Source organism: Petrotoga miotherma DSM 10691, assembly GCF_002895605.1.
GTDB lineage: Bacteria > Thermotogota > Thermotogae > Petrotogales > Petrotogaceae > Petrotoga > Petrotoga miotherma.
The window spans coordinates 1-16,080 of record NZ_AZRM01000024.1 but is presented as its reverse complement, the minus strand read 5'-3'; the positions used below and the strand labels follow the sequence as shown (position 1 = coordinate 16,080).

Below are 16,080 nucleotides of genomic sequence, written 5' to 3'. Positions count from 1 at the left end.
CACTATTTTCGTGATAGAACCTAATCAAACTTATCGTAACGATAATATTTTTGACTTTCAAATCATATGAACTCCCTTTAATTTTTTTTATTCATATGCAATTTTATCATATTTGTGAAACTAATTAACAAACCAACGAATTTTTCTATATGGTATAATAATAACAAGGAATACCCATTGTTTTTGTAAGTTAAGAATCAAATTAGAAAAGGAGTGGTTTTTGTGAGGTTCAAAAAGTTTGGAAAGACAGATATGAACGTATCTGTTGTAGGATACGGAGCTTGGGAGTTAGGTGGAAATTGGGGACCTATTGAGAAGGAAAATGGTGTTAAAATATTGAACTTAGCCTACGATAATGGAGTTAATTTTTTTGATACCGCCCCTGCCTACGGTCGAGGTCAATCTGAAGAAATAGTTGGAGAATTTTTAAAAGGAAAAAAGAGAGAAGATCTTTACATTGCTACTAAATGTGGTTTGGAATGGGATCAAAGGGGAAGAATTAGGAATAATTTAAAAAAGGAAAGGGTATTGAAAGAAATAGATGATTCACTTAGAAGACTAAAATGTGATTATGTTGATCTATATCAAATTCATTGGCCGGATCCCAATACTCCATTAGAAGAAACTGCTGAGGCGTTACAACAGATTTTAGATAGCAAAAAAGCTAGATACATCGGTGTGTCTAACTTTAGCGCACAACAAGTAGAGACTTTGATAAAATATGTGGATATTGTTTCCACCCAAAATTATTACAACTTATTGGTCAGAAACGTTGAAAAAGAGCTGTTTCCAGTCGTTGATAAGTATGATTTAACGGTGATTCCATACAGTCCTCTAGCGAAAGGGTTGTTAACGGGAAAGATTTCAAAGGATTATGAACCACCGAAAAACGATCCTAGAGCAATGGATGAAATATTTAAGAATAAAGAGCTTTTTATCAAAAGTGTAGAAAAAGTTGAAGAATTAAAGATTTTAGCCAATAGAATTGGAAGACCTTTATCTCAAATGGCTATAAATTGGTTATTACATCACAAACAAGTGTCGACAGTTATTGCTGGTTCAAAAGATGAGAAGCATGTTTTGGAAAATATTGAAGCTGGAAATTGGGAGCTTAGCGATGACATTTATCTAAAGATCGAAAAAATAGTTGGTGAATAGGAGGCAATATATGGCTATTCTCTGTGCGGGTGAAATTCTCTTTGATTTTATATCGAAGTCTCCTAACAAAGGACTTGGAGAAAGTGGGCTTTTTGAGAAGCGACCTGGAGGATCTCCTTTTAATGTGGCTGTAGGCCTTGCAAAGTTAGGTGCCGATGTTTCTTTTTTAACGAAGATAGCTCAGGATCAATTTGGTAAATTTCTTTTTGAGTACTTAAAAGAAAATGGAGTGAATACTGACTATTCTTTTAGGGCTGAGGGGTTGAAAACTTGTTTGGCTTTTGCTGCAGTTGATGCTCAAGGAAAGGCTGAATATGAATTTTATAGAGATGATGCTGCAGATACGAGGTTAGAATTAAAAGACATAGCGAATTTGCAGTATGAAAAATTTAATATCTTTCATTTTGGTTCTATAGCTCTTATAGATGAACCTACATCGAGTACTTTGACTAGATTGTTTGACAATTTTATCTCTCGAGGTTTATTAACCTCTTTTGATCCTAACGTTAGAAAGTCTTTGTTGAAAAATAGGGAAAGTTACAACAATCTTGTGAAGAGTATAATTAAAAAAGTTGATATATTGAAGATGAGCGATGATGATCTATTTTATATAACTGAAAAAAAAGATGTTGAAGAAGCTATTAGAACACTTTCCATCAAAGAAGGTTCTATTTTGTTTGTGACTTTAGGAAGTGAAGGTTCTTTGGTTTATAAAGATGGTATTATTGAAAGAGTTCCGGGTTATAAAGTAAAAGTTGTTGAAACTGTAGGTTGTGGAGATTCTTTCATGGCAGGCATTTTGTATAAGTTAAGGGATTTATCTAAGGAGGATTTTTACAGTATTTCTGTAGAAGAACTTGTCGACTATGCGAATTTTGCTAATAAGTGTGCAGCTGTTGTTGCTACGAAACAAGGTGCTGCGAATGCTATGCCAACTTTATCTGAAGTTAGACAATTTGAATTTTTATAAATTTGTTTTTATATTTAATTATGTGATAGTAGTGAAGATAGAGTAATGTTGATAGTTCAAAAGTTCTATTTTTCTTTTTTAATGAGAGTTTGTTTAGGTTCAAAAGTGGCAAAAATTTTGAACGTCGTTATCAACTAAGATGTTCAAAAAAAATTTTTAATGATTTTATCGAATGTTATGTTGATATCTTTGATTATCAACTTTGTTATCGACTAAGATATCGACAAATTTAGTGAAAAAGTACTTTTAAACATTAAAGGTTGAAAAGTACGTTGATAAAATTGTTGAAAACCAAGTTGTTATAGAATTCTTTTGATTAAAAACCTTTTGAACATTCAATTTCATAACTCAAGAAAATATTTCATAACTTTTTCAACTATCAACATCCGGGGTTAGTTATTGTCAATGAAAAGGGAGGGAGTTACAATGATTAAAGTAGGTCTTCTTGGTTGCGGTACGGTTGGAGGAGGCGTGTACAATATCCTCACAACTAAAAAGAAAGATATAGAAAGAAAACTAGGTGAGGAAATTCAAATCAAAAGGATCTTGGTGAATGAAAAGAATAAAAAAAGGAAGTACGATGTAGATGCTTCATTGCTTACTGAAGACTATAAAGAGATCATAGAAGATCCTGAAATTCAGCTCGTGGTGGAGTTAATTGGTGGAGAAACCCCAACATTAGGGTATATTAAAGAAGCTATCAACCATCACAAAAATATTGTAACAGCCAATAAGTTAATATTAGCTAAGTATGGTAGAGAGATATTTCAACTAGCAAAGAACAATAATGTCAAGGTATATTATGAAGGAAGCGTGGGTGGTGGAATCCCAATAATTAAAACTCTGAAAGAGTCTATGATTGCAAATAAAATAGGAAGAATTTATGGGATTCTAAACGGGACTACGAATTATATTTTAACTCAAATGACTGAAAAATCCATTGATTTTGAAGATGCTTTAAAAAAGGCTCAAAGCCTAGGTTATGCGGAAAGTGATCCATATTTTGATGTAAGTGGTTTGGACTGTGCATATAAAATAAGTATTTTGTCTTCATTAGCCTTTGAGAGTTTTATAGATGTTAATTCAATCTATGTAGAAGGGATTGATAAGATAGAAAGGGAAGATATAGAAATAGCTGAGGAATTAGGATATACTATCAAATTATTGGCTATTGGAAAAAGGTACGAAGACAAGATGTTGGATATAAGGGTCCATCCAACTTTTATACCAAAGAGTAATCCGCTTTCAAAAATCAACGGTGTATACAACGTCGTACAGATTCACGGAGACGTTGTTGGAGATATAATGATTTACGGACAAGGTGCCGGAGAGATGCCAACCGCAAGCGCGGTTGTTGCAGATATTATGGAAGCTGCCAAAAGTATTAAATACCATATTGAAAACGAATACAGTATCGGAAGGTTAAACGGCTTGAAGTTAATTGGGACAGATGAGATTGAAAACTCTTTCTATATAAGATTGAGAGTTAATGACATACCCGGTGTTTTTGCAAAAATAGCCAAGGCTTTTGGAGATAACGAAGTTAGCATCGCTTCTGTAATTCAAAAACACAGACTTAATCCTGTTGTACCAATATTTTTACTTACGCATCCAATCGAAGAGAAAAAAATGAAAAAAGCAATCGATTCGTTGAAAGAATTAGATGATGTGATAGAAATAAAAAATATAATAAGGGTGGAGGATTTCAATGAGAAATTTTAGTTTTTGGCCGGGTATAATAAATGCTTATAAAGAATACATGCCCGTCGATGAGAAAACAGAAATAATTACTTTGCAAGAAGGGAACACTCCTTTGATATTTGCAGAAAAAATTAGTAATATTTGGGATATTGAGCTTTATCTGAAATATGATGGGGCTAATCCCACGGGATCTTTTAAAGACAGGGGAATGACGTTAGCCGTAACCAAAGCGGTTCAGAACGGTGATAAAGCCATAATCTGTGCTTCAACGGGTAACACATCTGCCTCCGCTGCGGCTTATGGAAGTAGGGCAGGATTAAAAACAGCGGTTATAATTCCTGAAGGGAAAATCGCCCTCGGAAAATTGTCTCAGGCTCTAATGCACGGGGCTATAGTTATACCGATAAAAGGTAATTTTGACGTTGCCTTAGAGATTACAAGAAAGATTGCCGACAATTACCCTATAACCCTTGTGAACTCACTTAATCCATATAGGATAGAGGGGCAAAAAAGTGCAGCTTTTGAGGTATGTGATCAACTAGGTGGTAAATCTCCTGATATATTGGCGATTCCAGTGGGGAATGCGGGAAACATCACAGCATACTGGAAAGGTTTCAAAGAATACTTTAAAGATCACAAAACAGACAAGTTGCCCAAGATGATCGGTTTTGAAGCGGAAGGCTCGGCCGCTATTGTAAAAAATCAGGTCATAAAGGAACCAGAAACCATTGCAACTGCCATAAGAATAGGGAATCCAGTTAATTGGGAGAAGGCTGTAGAAGCCGCAAAAGAATCTGGTGGGTTTATAAATTTTGTCACCGACGAGGAGATATTGAACACGTATAAAGAATTGGCATCACTCGAAGGTGTGTTTGCAGAACCTGCTTCTGCAGCTTCGGTAGCTGGTGTTAAAAAGATGCTCAAATTTGATAAGATAAAAAAAGGAAGTAAAATTGTTGCGGTGCTCACGGGACATGGTTTAAAAGATCCCGATACTGCGATCAGTGTGATACCAAGGGTCAATCCAGTAGAACCAGAAATTGGTAGGATATTGAAAATGATAGGACTGTAATCAGTATTTTGCTGTTCTGTGCAAAAGAACTTTTTAAACAAAATAAGGTTTTGAGGTTTTTAAGGGGTTTGCCCCTTAACGTCTGGTAAAGGGGCGCTATATGTAAAGTTTAGAGTTTCTAAAGATATTAAATTAGAGAGATGCAGGAGGAAAATACCCATGAAAAAAATAACTTTGTTAATCGTCTCTTTTTTCTTTACACTCTTGGTCTTTTCTATTACAGTCACTAATCCTTTAGGTCCAACCGTCGTTCCGGTAACAGGGTTGATGGAAGATACGATAGAAGAAGAGGTAGAAATAAATGTAAGTCTTTGGAAGGATGCTAATGAAGCGGTAGCGTTGTTGGTATCCAATCAAGCAGATTTTGCCGTGCTTCCTATAACCGTAGGTGCAAATTTATACGCTCAAGGTTTAGAAATAATATTGTTAGGCGTTCACGAGTGGAAAGCATTTTATTTGGTAGGAAGTAGCAATGTTGATTTTGAAGATGTAAAAAGTTTAAAAGGTTGTGAAATCTATTCTCCTCATGGTCGAGGTCAAACTGTAGACGTTTTGATGAGGTATCTTTTGGTGAGAAATGGTTTGGTTCCTGATAAAGATGTAAAATTCAGCTACCTTCCTCCCCAGGAGATAGTTTCTCTGTTCAAAGCAGGTAAGGTAGAATATGCTGCTTTACCAGAACCATTTGCTACATTAGCTATAACAGGGACAGAAGGAGAAATAATTTTAGACTTTCAAAATGAATGGAATAAAATCTCAGGTTCAAAGTATGGTCTTCCTATAGCAGGACTTTTTGTTAAAAAGGAGATTTTAGAAAAAGAACCTGATATCGTTTCAAAAGTTGAGAATGCGTTTTCTGAAAGTGTTGAGTGGGCTAATATAAATTTAGATCAATCATTAAAAATAACCAACGAATACTTAACTATCCCCGTTCCAATACTTAAAGAAGCTATGAATAGATTAGTTTTTGAATACATTCCTATTGTGGAATGTAAAGAAGAAGTAGATAACTTTTTAAATACGATGCATGAACTTTATCCGGAAGGGTTGCCTGCTTTACCGACAGAAGGATTTTATTATCGATGAAAACTATTTTTGGAATTGTGTTGATCGTTTTACTTTGGTACTTTCTTTCTTTTGTCATAGGTTCATCTTTTGTGTTACCTTTTCCTCATGAAGTTTTAGGCAATTTAATAAATCAGCTAAGTACACCGAGGTTTTATGTGGCATTATGGAACACGATATGGAAAACTTTGATTGTTTTGTTTCTTTCCTCTTTTATCGGAATAATTTTGGGGTTTTTAATGGGAATGAGCGATACGATATATGAAATTTTTAGGCCTATGCTGATGATGATACAAGCCATACCGGTGGTTTCTTGGCTTGCTTTTGTTGTATTTCTATGGGGGGTTGGATGGCGTGGTCCTATTTTAATAAGCACTATGGCCATTTTACCTAATACGGTTTTTACAACCGCTTCTGGGATTAAGAACATCGATAGAAAATTACTTGAGATGGTACGGTTGTACAAAGTATCAAGGTCTAAAATATTTAGGCATGTATACTTAGCTTCGATCATTCCGTTTGTAATTGCAGCAATAGAAGTTTCGATAGGGAATGTATGGAAAGTTGTGTTAGTTACAGAGTTTCTAGTTGGTGGAAATGGTTTGGGGGTAGAACTTGCTTGGGCGAGACAGTATGTCGATGTTCCTAGGATCTATGCAATTACTATCATAGCTGTTGTATTAGGTATAGTTACAGAGCGTGTATTTAAAATTATTTCAAGAAGGATGTTAGAAAAATGGGAAATGTACTAAAAGTTGATAGTTTAACCAAAAGGTTTGGAGATTTTCTGGTTATAGATGGCTGGAGTCTTGATTTGCAAGAAGGAGAAAAAATCGTTTTGTTGGGGCCGTCTGGTTGTGGAAAAACCACTTTTTTTAGGATCGTTTCAGGATTAGAAAGGCAAAGTGAAGGGACAGTTGAGACCTTTGTTGATAAGATCGGTTACGTTTTCCAAGAACCTCGATTATTACCTTGGAGAACGGTTTACGACAACCTAAAAATAGTTTTAGACGATGAAAAGAAAATTAAACAAATTATCGGTATGATAGGTTTAGAAGGTTTTGAAAATCTTTTACCCTCTAAATTAAGTGGAGGTATGAAACAAAGGGTAAATATTGCCAGATCTTTATTAGTTGAACCACAGATTTTGCTTATGGATGAACCTTTCACATCTTTGGATCTAAATATTAAACTATCAATAATAAAAGATATAGAAAAGATGTGGAAGAAAAATTATTTTTCAATATTAATGGTCACCCATGACATAAAAGAGGCATTGATGCTGGGAAATAAAGTAGTTATTTTGTCGCAAAGACCTGCTAGAATATTAAATGTTTTTAATATAAATCTTTCGAAAGATGAGAAAAATATTTATGATAAAAGATTTTTAGAGTTAGAAAGCCAGATTACAAAGTTTGTAATGAGCCAATCTGAAGAGGTATTGGTTTAAAAGTATAAAGAGGTTTGGAGGTGAAGTTTATTCCAATTTACAAACATTCAGTTTTCATTGTCTCCACAGGTAGGACCGGCACTAAGTTCATAGGTAAAGTTCTTCCTTCTATGATCGATGATTGTTATTCTACTCATGAGCCCGCTGGAGTTTTTGTGACAGATAGGAACAAATGGAAGAAAGATATTAAAAAATATGGATTTTTAAGAATGACAGTAGGTCAATTAACTCCAAAATATTCTATGTATAAACTTAGTAGCGACAGACGTGCAGGAAGGGTTAACGATGATAAGGCATTAAGGTATATAGAACAAATGCGAAAGTCAGTACTTAAAGATGTTATCCCTGAGCTTTATGTTGAATCGAATAACCATCTGCATGGGATTGTAGACTTACTTGAGAAAGTATTTCCAAACAGCAAGGTTGTATTTGTTATTAGAGATCCCCGAACTTGGATCAGATCTGTAATGAGTACGAAGGCATCCCTGCTGTATAGTAAAATAGATTTTCCTTTTTTAAATATGAGCATGAAGGCAACTGATTTCAAAGATGATCCTTACGCACAAAAATGGAAAAATATGTCGAAATTTGAGAAACTCTGCTGGTATTATAACAAACTTAATTCTTTTATTCTCGAAAAAATGAGCAGCAAAGCAAATTTTAAAGTTTTTAGATATGAAGATCTCTTGATAAATCAGGATAGAGAAAAGTATTTCAAAGAGTTTTTGGATTTTATTACCAATTTTGAAGACGGTTTTTCAAAGAATTATGAGTTCAAACCACAACTATTGAATAGAAAAATTAACTCCAGTTCTAAAAACTACGTTATCCCTCATTGGAAAGAGTGGAAAAATAAGGAAGCAGTTATTGTGGAAAAACATTGTGGACAATTGATGAAAAAGTTTAATTATGGTCAAGAATCAGAATGGCGCGAAAAAGTGGAAAAAGGATATAGGTTTGAAATTGCATGAAAAAATCAATTTATATAAAAATATTTCGTTATTAAATCACGGAAATTTTTGCTTTCTAATGCTTTTTTAGCCAATTGATCTGCCAATGTATTGTAATGATCTCCTGAGTGCCCCCTTACCCAATTGAATTGTATTGTTAAAAATTTACTAAAATAATCATAGCAATTTTTATAAGCTATGGTTATTTTTTTATTCGTTTTCCATTCTCCGGTACACCATTTCTCTAATCCAATGTAATCATGATTTATTATTATCTTTTCGTAACCTTTTTCTTTGGCGTATTCCATTGCGCAGATGGATGCACTTATTTCTCCGGCAACATTTCTGCTAGAGGAGTATTCTGGGTTATTACCAGAAAAGAAGAGATGTTTTTCTTCACCATCTAGAAATACTATGCCGCTACCGTATATTTTGGTTTCTACGTCATAACTTCCATCGACATAGGCGATGAGAGTTTTATTCTCACTTGCTGTCTTTTTTGTAATTGTCGTATACCCCTTTTTTGAGATTTTCTGTTACTTTTTTCATTTCTATGTCTTCCTGTTTTAGCTCTTTGATTAGTTCTTCAACTGTCCATTGAGAACTTGTTGGAGTAATGGAAGCAAAAATTATATTTTCAGGTAAGTTTTCCATATTTTTTACCGTTTTCATTATTCTGAGTATTTGTTCTTTGGACATACCGTTAATTATAATTGTGGGAATGTTTTTAATATCTTCATACATGGGAATAGCCTCCTAAGTTGTGTTAGCGCCCCTTCGCCCTGTTCAATAAGAAAAGAGTAATCTTATATTGTCTAACGTTAGAAAAGATTTTAGAATATTTTCGTCAATTATTGTATCTTCTATTTCCTTTGTACTTCCTTGAACCCCCTTCGGGGTGTTTCCTCTAGCTTGCACTTTATCTAATAATAAAAATATTTTACTTTTATACGCCTTCAATGAGAAATCTTCTATGTTTATTCCTTGGTCAACGTGCTTTGTTGTAGTCAACGTTTCTATTTTATCAAATATTTCTTTGTTAATATCTTTCAAATCTTTAAGTTTTGTTTCTTCTTCCATACAGAATTTCTTTTGAAGTTCTACGGGGAGAAATGAAAAGTCAATTAAATCTTTATCAAATTTGCTGTTTAAATCTCGTCTTAAGTGATTTTTGTTTTCTTCGGAGATAGGTATCTTGTTGATTTGTTCTTCGTATTTTTCTTTTACTTTGTTTATTTCTTTAGGAGAAAGACTAACCAAAAATCTATCGTAATAACTTATTTCTTTTATATTTTTGAAATCTTCTATCACATCTAATTTTCTGGTTAAAAAGTTTTTTTCGTTGAATTTTGATTCTAAATATATCATTCCAAATCCTTCTAATACTGACGAAGAAAAGAAAAGATCAGAAATATTCAGTATATATGGAAAAAGTGAAGGATCTTTTGCTGAAATAGCCCAAGCTCCTTTAACTTTTTCAGATTCAAAGGTTTCTTTTACAACTTTTTCGTATGGCCTTTCTTTATCAGAATTAGCTGGTAATGTGACAAGAAGATTACTCTTTCCATACAAACGATTTATAAGTACCGCTTCTAAGATATTCTTTCTTCTTATCGTCCTTGTTGGATACAAAATATTTTTATTTGTGAGATCAACGTTATATCCCAATTTCTTTAGTTTATTTATGACTTCATCTTTGTCAATGTCTTTTATTTTATCTTTATTTTTAGCAAATTCAGCAGCGTTTGGAAGATAAAAAGTATTTTCTGAAGGTATACCACTTTTTATAAGCCTATTGTAATCGGATAGATTGATAGTTGCATACTGTATATTCTCTTTTATTGGGTATAGGGAAGAATTTATGAATTTTCTTATAAAAGAATAGTTTTCCCATCTTGCACATTCAGGAAAATCGTGAATTTGAATAATTGTGGGTACATTTTTTGTTGTGATAAATTCTTTAAAAGCTTGTGTGAATGCAGGATTTTTGCCTAAATTATAGTTATGTGCCCAGTATTTAGCCCTTTCATCGTGATAATTGTTCAATTTGTTTTTTATAGATTCTTTGAGTTCGAGAAAAGTTTTATAATCGGTGCTGTCATAATATATGTATCCGAGCTCTGGGAAATCAATAAAATCAACATTTTTGTAAGATAAGACCTCTTCTATTCCATCTATCCCCATTTTTTTTGAACCAAAGAGAGTAATTTTGTATTCGTCTTTTAGAGATTTTACAATATTTCTAACAACGGTAGAAACTCCACCTTTTATGTAATGATAGTGGAAGATGTAAAGGTTGTTCATACTTTCTCCCCTTTTGAAAACTTTTCTTTATACTCTGGGATGGTGATGATAGGAGGTCTTTCAACACTTAGTATCTCCGTTGGAACTAATATCTTCTCATTTTCTTTTTTTTGAATCATTAGGTGTTTATCGTTCAATTCGGTGTTTAAATCTAATTTTCCATATTTTTCCAATCTTTTTAATACTACCTTTGTGAGTTCAAAAGCCATTTTACTCAGTGAGTGTAAAGGTTGGTTGTCGTGTATTCGAAGTTCAAGGTCCACTTGAGCTATTATCTCGGTGCCAAATTTTTCAGATATGTCAATGAGATGAGCAATTTCCACGCCGTAACCCACAAAAAACGGTAGTTTTTCTAAAATTTCCCTTCTTCCTGCATATTCACCACTTAACGGTTGAATTATCGTTGACAACTCCGGGTAAAACAAAGAAAATAAAGGCCTTGCAACCAATTCGGTAACCCTTCCTCCACCCGTTGGTTGCATTGCTGATTTTCCCACAATGGGTCTATCATAAAAGGCTTTGACGTAGCCTATTTCTGGATAATTCAACAAAGCACCAACTAAACCGTATACGAATTTTGGATGTATGTTCTCTATATCTGAATCCACCCATACGATTATATCACCATTAAGTGCGTATAAACTTTTCCATAGATTTTCTCCTTTTCCTTTGTAAAAACCGTATTCGGGTAAAATATCACTGGAGTAAAAAACTTTTGCACCGTACTCTTTTGCTATAGAAACTGTTTCATCCTCTGAGCCAGAGTCAATTACAGCAATTTCATCCAATAATGGATATTTTTCCATAAGTTCTGTTTTCATAATGATTATCTCTTTACCAATTGTTTTTTCTTCGTTTAAAGAAGGAAAGGCAAGGGATATTTTTACATCTTGTTTTTCTTTTATTTTAACAAGCTCTTTAATGTTTTCAAACTTTGAATGGTGAAAAGAACGTTTTAAAATATTGTCCTTCATCTTTTATCTTCCTTTCTGTTTAATCTTTTTCTTCTCCTATAATGTCCTGATCTATCTCTTCTTCAGCAAAGTTTTCTGTTGTTACATTATCAACTACCATCAAAATTTGATTCAGACCTTTCATTACACCATCTCTTTCAAAATATTCTGTGCCATCTAATATTTCACCTTTCCCTATACCTAGGGAAACTGCTGGAATACCTGATTTAATTATCAATGCTTCATCTTTGTCTAAAGCAACCAATTTGGTTTTGATGTTTAAATGACTGTGAACCTCTCTGATCTGTTCGATCAAAGGATGGTCATTTGGTATGAAAGTGGTCGGAATGTATGAAAGTAGATTCAATTTGATCTTTAAATTGTATCTTTCTGCCAATTCCGTGACGGTGGATCTTAAATTTTCACTTATAGTTTCTAAATCTTGGTCTCCTTCGCTCTTTATCTCCATTATCACTTCGGTGTTGTCCTCGAATCTGTCAAGTTTTAAGATGCTTACAGAGGTGCCTTCCATATCTGCATTTTCTTTCAGATTAGAAGTTATTCTGTACAATATCTCTAGGGTTGATGGAGCTTTAGAAGTTTTGTGTATTGAATCTCGAGAATAAAACTTTAATTTGTAGACATATTTTCCCAAAGAACGATGCCCAAGATCTCCCAAATTGATACCATTAACTTTAATGGCATAGTCCAAACTTTTGATATTTTCTTGTAAAAACTCTCCTAAACTCAAAAATTTGTTTTTTCTTGCCTGGTTTAGAAAAAGGAAAAATACGTTCTTTCTCAAGTCTACATTTTCTGAGTGCAAAAACTTTATCATAGTCAAGAGAGCTGCTACTTTAAGTGAAGACGAAACGATCTTTAAACCTTCTATTTTTCCTTTTAATACCCTGGCAAATCTTTCAACAAGTGGATCGTGTATCTCATCTATAGTTGTGAAAACAAGTGCCGTAGGAGATGTATCGTCGTTAACAAACGAGACATATACATTCCCTTCATCATCTTCCTTAATATTTGGTGAGTTCATTTCTCTCAATCTGTTTATTATAAAGTTTTTTTGCTCGTCGAAGTTTTTTAAAGGAAGTTGATTGTAAAGTATCGTATTAGATAACAGTTCATCTTCATATTTTTCCAGTTTCCATAAAGCATCTTCTAATCTAAGCATTTAAATTCCTCCTTTCTGCCTTTTTAACAAGTAATAAAAACAACTACCTTTCGAAAAAAGGTTTGATAATTAGTTTTGTTTAATTCATCAGTATTAGAAATATAGGTGAATATAGTATGGGCGGCAAAGATATGAATAGTAGTTTAAATAAGAAGAAAACATTTGTTAGTCTTTCTATTAAACATTATAACATATTTTATAGGAATTTGTCAAAACCTGCCAAAAAAGGTAAGAATATAATTTATCAAAACGACAATTATCAAAGAAGGAAGGAAATTTCCTACTTTTATATCTTTTATCTCCAAAAGTCTTATTCCAATGGCAATTATCATTGCCCCACCCACGGCTGTAAAATCATTCAAATAATAAGGATTTGAAAGGAAAGAAAGCATTCCAGCCAAACTAACTATCGAACCTTGAATCAAAAATACACTCACAGCAGAGAATGTAACCCCCACGCCATAAACCGAGGCTAAGACCATAGAAGAAATTCCATCCAGAACAGATTTTAAGAAAATAACAGAGTTATCTCCTGAAAGACCGGCATTTAGACATCCAATTATCGTCATAGGGCCTATAACAAAAAGAACGGTGGCGGTAATAAATCCCCTTACAAAAGGTGTTTCTCCCTGTGATCTTTCAACGATGTTTGCCAATTTTCCTAGACCGTTTTCAATTCTCAATAACTCTCCAATTACTCCTCCCAGTGCCAAAGATACCAAAACCACGATCAAATTGCTTGCATCTAACCCCATCCCTATTCCGATCAAAAAAGTAGTCAGACCAACACTTTGAAATAAAATAAGTCTCAAATTATCTGGCAATTTATTCCCAATAAATGTTCCCAATGTACCCCCAATTAAAACGGCTAAAGTGTTTACAATGACAGCGATGTTAAACACTACTAATTCCCCTCCCTCTTTGCGGCATTGAATCCATTAAAAGTTTTTTAATAATTATACCAAAGAATCAAATGGATGTTTAATTACAAAAAACTTACAAAAATGAAGAAATTTTAAGATTTACCTTTCTAATTGCATTTATTTTTCTCTAAACTCTCATAAACGTCCATAATCGTTCTTATTCGGGTTTGTGGAAATGTTTCCATTAGTGCTATAATTGAATGGAATCATTTCCATTTATGACTTTTATTTTTAAAGTTAAGGAGATTTATTTTTTGAATAAAAGAAAAGTTTTTACCGGCATATTAATTTTTCTACTGACCTTTGTACTTTTTGCATGCAGTGGTGTTTTTTTTAAACTTCCCTTTGATCAAGAGATTCCATCAACTCAAAATGAAACGATTCTTCAAGCCTTTTACTGGGAGATGGCAACAGGTGATTACTTAGTTGATCATCCCGAAGAAGAAGATTTATGGGTACTATTGGAGGAGAGAGCTTCTGATCTATCAGAAAAAGGTTTTACAGCGGTTTGGTTACCCCCTGCAAACAAAGGTATGCATGGAGAAGATGATGTAGGGTATGGAACATACGACCTGTGGGATTTGGGGGAATTTTATCAAAAGGGCACGACACGCACAAAGTATGGAACAAAGGAAGAGTTAGAAGATGCGATATCATCACTTCATTCGAACAACATAAAGGTTTATTACGATGCAGTGTTGAATCATAGAATGGGTGCCGATGGGACCGAAGAGGTTAAGTTGAGTGACAGTAGCCCTGAGAAACCAGGCGGAACTATACAAGCATGGACTGTTTTTAACTTCCCAGGTAGAAACGGTAAATACAGTGATTTTACGTGGAATTGGCAATCTTTTGATGGAGTTGATTGGGACGAAAAAACAGGGACAAGTGGCAAATATTTGTTTGAAGGCAAAAATTCGGATAAGACGTTTGCTGAAGACTACTTAATGGGAGCAGACGTTGATTATGAAAATGTTGCTGTGAAAGAGGATGTTATCAACTGGGGGAAGTGGATTGTAAACGATATAAACTTTGATGGATTTCGCTTAGATGCCGTAAAACATGTTGATTATAGGTTTGTAAATGAATGGATAAACGATGTACAAGACAGTTCAACAAAAGATCTGTTTTATGTCGGAGAAGCATGGATAGAAAATACAAATGAATTAGCTAGGTTTCTTGACACTTTAGGTAATGAGAGTTTGAAAGTATTCGACTTTCCTTTGAGAACCTTTTTCGAAGATATGATCGATGGTGCAGATTTAAGAAATCTAAAATTTGTCGGATTGGTGAACAAAGAGGGCTATGAGGACAGGGCTGTTACTTTCGTTGAGAATCACGATACTAATAGGGACGAGGACAATAAGCCTGGAATTTACAGAAGAAAATATCAAGCTTACGCCTATATTTTAACCAGAGAGTACGGAATACCGGTTGTTTTTTGGAAAGATTACTACATATATGGAATGAAAGAAGGAATAGACAAACTATTAGAAGTTAGAAAGGATTACGCATATGGGCGAGGGTATGAAGTTGATAACAACGATGAAGATGTTTACGGTTATGTAAGAGAAGGACTACCAGAGGTGGAAAAAGACGGGCTTGTTTTATTGATTTCAGATGGAGAAACAAATGAAGTGAGAACCAAACGTATTAATTCACGCCAGCCTAACACAACATTCTACGATTATACAGGTCATATACAAGGTACAGTAACAACTGATGAAAATGGATACGGGGATTTCAAAGTTATAATGAGTGAAGATGAAGGTTGGTCAGTATGGGTACCTCTTTGATTGAAAGGAAAAAATCAAATACCAAAATCTTAAAAAGCTAATCGGTGATATGTCAAGAGGTAAAAATCAAAAAAATTGTTAAAAATTAGCGTAACTGACAATGCCCATACTTTCAGAAAAACACAAAATAGGCTTGAAAACACAAAAAGATTCACTTGTATCTATTCAACTTAGTAATTTGAATAGATTCGATTTTTGCTCAGCAATGCAAAAATCATGCGAACCAACTTACGAGCCGTGAGCGCGAGGGCTCTTTTGTGTTGATGAGTGGTAACCTCGTAGTATTTTTTCCGATAATACTCTTTGAACTCAGGGATATGATTTTTAACGGAGCTAGCAGCTTCGATAAGGTAGTATCGAAGATACGGATTACCTGTTTTAGTCATTTCTGTCTCATCAGAGGAATAATTCCCTGATTGACGTTTTCTCCAAGTCAGTCCTGCAAACTTAGCCAACTTATCATGAGATTGAAAGGAAGCTATCGTACCTATCTCACTGATGATACCAGAGGAGATAACAGGACCGATACCGTTGACAGAGATGAGTGATTGATAT

Annotated in this window: 16 protein-coding genes; 9 read left to right on the top strand and 7 right to left on the bottom strand. The window is 34.0% G+C overall.

What is annotated here, in order from left to right; all coding sequences use genetic code 11:
* Positions 1–222: 222 nt before the first annotated feature.
* The 8 genes from X928_RS04890 (at position 223) to X928_RS04855 (ending at position 8,387) form a co-directional block, all read left to right on the top strand.
* Positions 223–1,158 (top strand): aldo/keto reductase, encoded by a 936-nt coding sequence (locus X928_RS04890; RefSeq protein ID WP_103078750.1) that lies wholly within the window; start codon positions 223–225, stop codon positions 1,156–1,158.
* 10 nt (positions 1,159–1,168) lie between these two features.
* On the top strand, positions 1,169–2,128 hold the full coding sequence (locus tag X928_RS04885; RefSeq protein ID WP_103078749.1) for a carbohydrate kinase family protein: 960 nt from the start codon (positions 1,169–1,171) through the stop codon (positions 2,126–2,128).
* A 426-nt stretch (positions 2,129–2,554) separates the two neighbouring features.
* Positions 2,555–3,850 (top strand): homoserine dehydrogenase, encoded by a 1,296-nt coding sequence (locus tag X928_RS04880; protein WP_103078748.1) that lies wholly within the window; start codon positions 2,555–2,557, stop codon positions 3,848–3,850.
* Complete coding sequence (gene thrC, locus X928_RS04875) at positions 3,837–4,901, top strand: threonine synthase (RefSeq protein ID WP_103078747.1); 1,065 nt, start codon at positions 3,837–3,839, stop codon at positions 4,899–4,901. The genes X928_RS04880 and thrC overlap by 14 nt, the downstream gene beginning before the upstream one ends.
* Before the next feature lie 159 nt (positions 4,902–5,060).
* On the top strand, positions 5,061–5,987 hold the full coding sequence (locus X928_RS04870) for an ABC transporter substrate-binding protein (RefSeq protein ID WP_103078746.1): 927 nt from the start codon (positions 5,061–5,063) through the stop codon (positions 5,985–5,987).
* Complete coding sequence (locus X928_RS04865; protein ID WP_103078745.1) at positions 5,984–6,718, top strand: ABC transporter permease; 735 nt, start codon at positions 5,984–5,986, stop codon at positions 6,716–6,718. The genes X928_RS04870 and X928_RS04865 overlap by 4 nt, the downstream gene beginning before the upstream one ends.
* A complete protein-coding gene (locus tag X928_RS04860; RefSeq protein WP_103078744.1) occupies positions 6,703–7,416 on the top strand; it encodes an ABC transporter ATP-binding protein in 714 nt (237 codons plus the stop codon). Before X928_RS04865 ends, X928_RS04860 begins: the two co-directional genes overlap by 16 nt.
* Positions 7,417–7,436: 20 nt before the next feature.
* Complete coding sequence (locus X928_RS04855) at positions 7,437–8,387, top strand: sulfotransferase (RefSeq protein ID WP_169926312.1); 951 nt, start codon at positions 7,437–7,439, stop codon at positions 8,385–8,387.
* Between the two features lie 5 nt (positions 8,388–8,392).
* Here X928_RS04855 and X928_RS04850 read toward each other — a convergent pair whose 3' ends face one another.
* The 6 genes from X928_RS04850 to X928_RS04825 form a co-directional block, all read right to left on the bottom strand.
* A complete protein-coding gene (locus tag X928_RS04850) occupies positions 8,393–8,836 on the bottom strand; it encodes a reverse transcriptase-like protein (protein WP_281255724.1) in 444 nt (147 codons plus the stop codon).
* Positions 8,837–8,849: 13 nt separating this feature from the next.
* Entirely contained in the window at positions 8,850–9,110 is a 261-nt protein-coding gene (locus X928_RS04845; protein WP_103078741.1) for a DUF3783 domain-containing protein, read from the bottom strand.
* A 42-nt stretch (positions 9,111–9,152) separates the two neighbouring features.
* Positions 9,153–10,670, bottom strand: a complete 1,518-nt coding sequence (locus X928_RS04840; protein ID WP_103078740.1) for a glycosyltransferase family protein — start codon at positions 10,668–10,670, stop codon at positions 9,153–9,155.
* The gene (locus tag X928_RS04835; RefSeq protein ID WP_103078739.1) at positions 10,667–11,644 is read right to left on the bottom strand and encodes a glucosyl-3-phosphoglycerate synthase; all 978 of its coding nucleotides are present in this window, start codon (positions 11,642–11,644) and stop codon (positions 10,667–10,669) included. Before X928_RS04835 ends, X928_RS04840 begins: the two co-directional genes overlap by 4 nt.
* 19 nt (positions 11,645–11,663) lie before the next feature.
* Complete coding sequence (locus X928_RS04830; protein WP_103078738.1) at positions 11,664–12,806, bottom strand: zinc-binding metallopeptidase family protein; 1,143 nt, start codon at positions 12,804–12,806, stop codon at positions 11,664–11,666.
* A gap of 209 nt (positions 12,807–13,015) precedes the next feature.
* A complete protein-coding gene (locus tag X928_RS04825) occupies positions 13,016–13,708 on the bottom strand; it encodes a DUF554 domain-containing protein (protein WP_103078737.1) in 693 nt (230 codons plus the stop codon).
* A gap of 275 nt (positions 13,709–13,983) precedes the next feature.
* Between X928_RS04825 and X928_RS04820 the strand changes: the two genes are divergently transcribed.
* Positions 13,984–15,525: an alpha-amylase gene (locus tag X928_RS04820; protein ID WP_103078736.1), complete on the top strand. Its 1,542-nt coding sequence runs from the start codon at positions 13,984–13,986 to the stop codon at positions 15,523–15,525.
* A 170-nt stretch (positions 15,526–15,695) separates the two neighbouring features.
* Here X928_RS04820 and X928_RS04815 read toward each other — a convergent pair.
* The coding region (locus X928_RS04815; protein ID WP_146026636.1) for a transposase at positions 15,696–16,080 on the bottom strand (385 nt) is incomplete at its 5' end.

Excerpts from the sequence above, each read along its gene's own strand:
- X928_RS04885 (WP_103078749.1), top strand. The coding sequence starts at position 1,169 with ATGGCTATTCTCTGTGCGGGTGAAATTCTCTTTGATTTTATATCGAAG.
- X928_RS04880 (WP_103078748.1), top strand. The coding sequence starts at position 2,555 with ATGATTAAAGTAGGTCTTCTTGGTTGCGGTACGGTTGGAGGAGGCGTG.
- thrC (WP_103078747.1), top strand. The coding sequence starts at position 3,837 with ATGAGAAATTTTAGTTTTTGGCCGGGTATAATAAATGCTTATAAAGAA.
- X928_RS04870 (WP_103078746.1), top strand. The coding sequence starts at position 5,061 with ATGAAAAAAATAACTTTGTTAATCGTCTCTTTTTTCTTTACACTCTTG.
- X928_RS04865 (WP_103078745.1), top strand. The coding sequence starts at position 5,984 with ATGAAAACTATTTTTGGAATTGTGTTGATCGTTTTACTTTGGTACTTT.
- X928_RS04860 (WP_103078744.1), top strand. The coding sequence starts at position 6,703 with ATGGGAAATGTACTAAAAGTTGATAGTTTAACCAAAAGGTTTGGAGAT.
- X928_RS04845 (WP_103078741.1), bottom strand. The coding sequence starts at position 9,110 with ATGTATGAAGATATTAAAAACATTCCCACAATTATAATTAACGGTATG.
- X928_RS04840 (WP_103078740.1), bottom strand. The coding sequence starts at position 10,670 with ATGAACAACCTTTACATCTTCCACTATCATTACATAAAAGGTGGAGTT.
- X928_RS04835 (WP_103078739.1), bottom strand. The coding sequence starts at position 11,644 with ATGAAGGACAATATTTTAAAACGTTCTTTTCACCATTCAAAGTTTGAA.
- X928_RS04830 (WP_103078738.1), bottom strand. The coding sequence starts at position 12,806 with ATGCTTAGATTAGAAGATGCTTTATGGAAACTGGAAAAATATGAAGAT.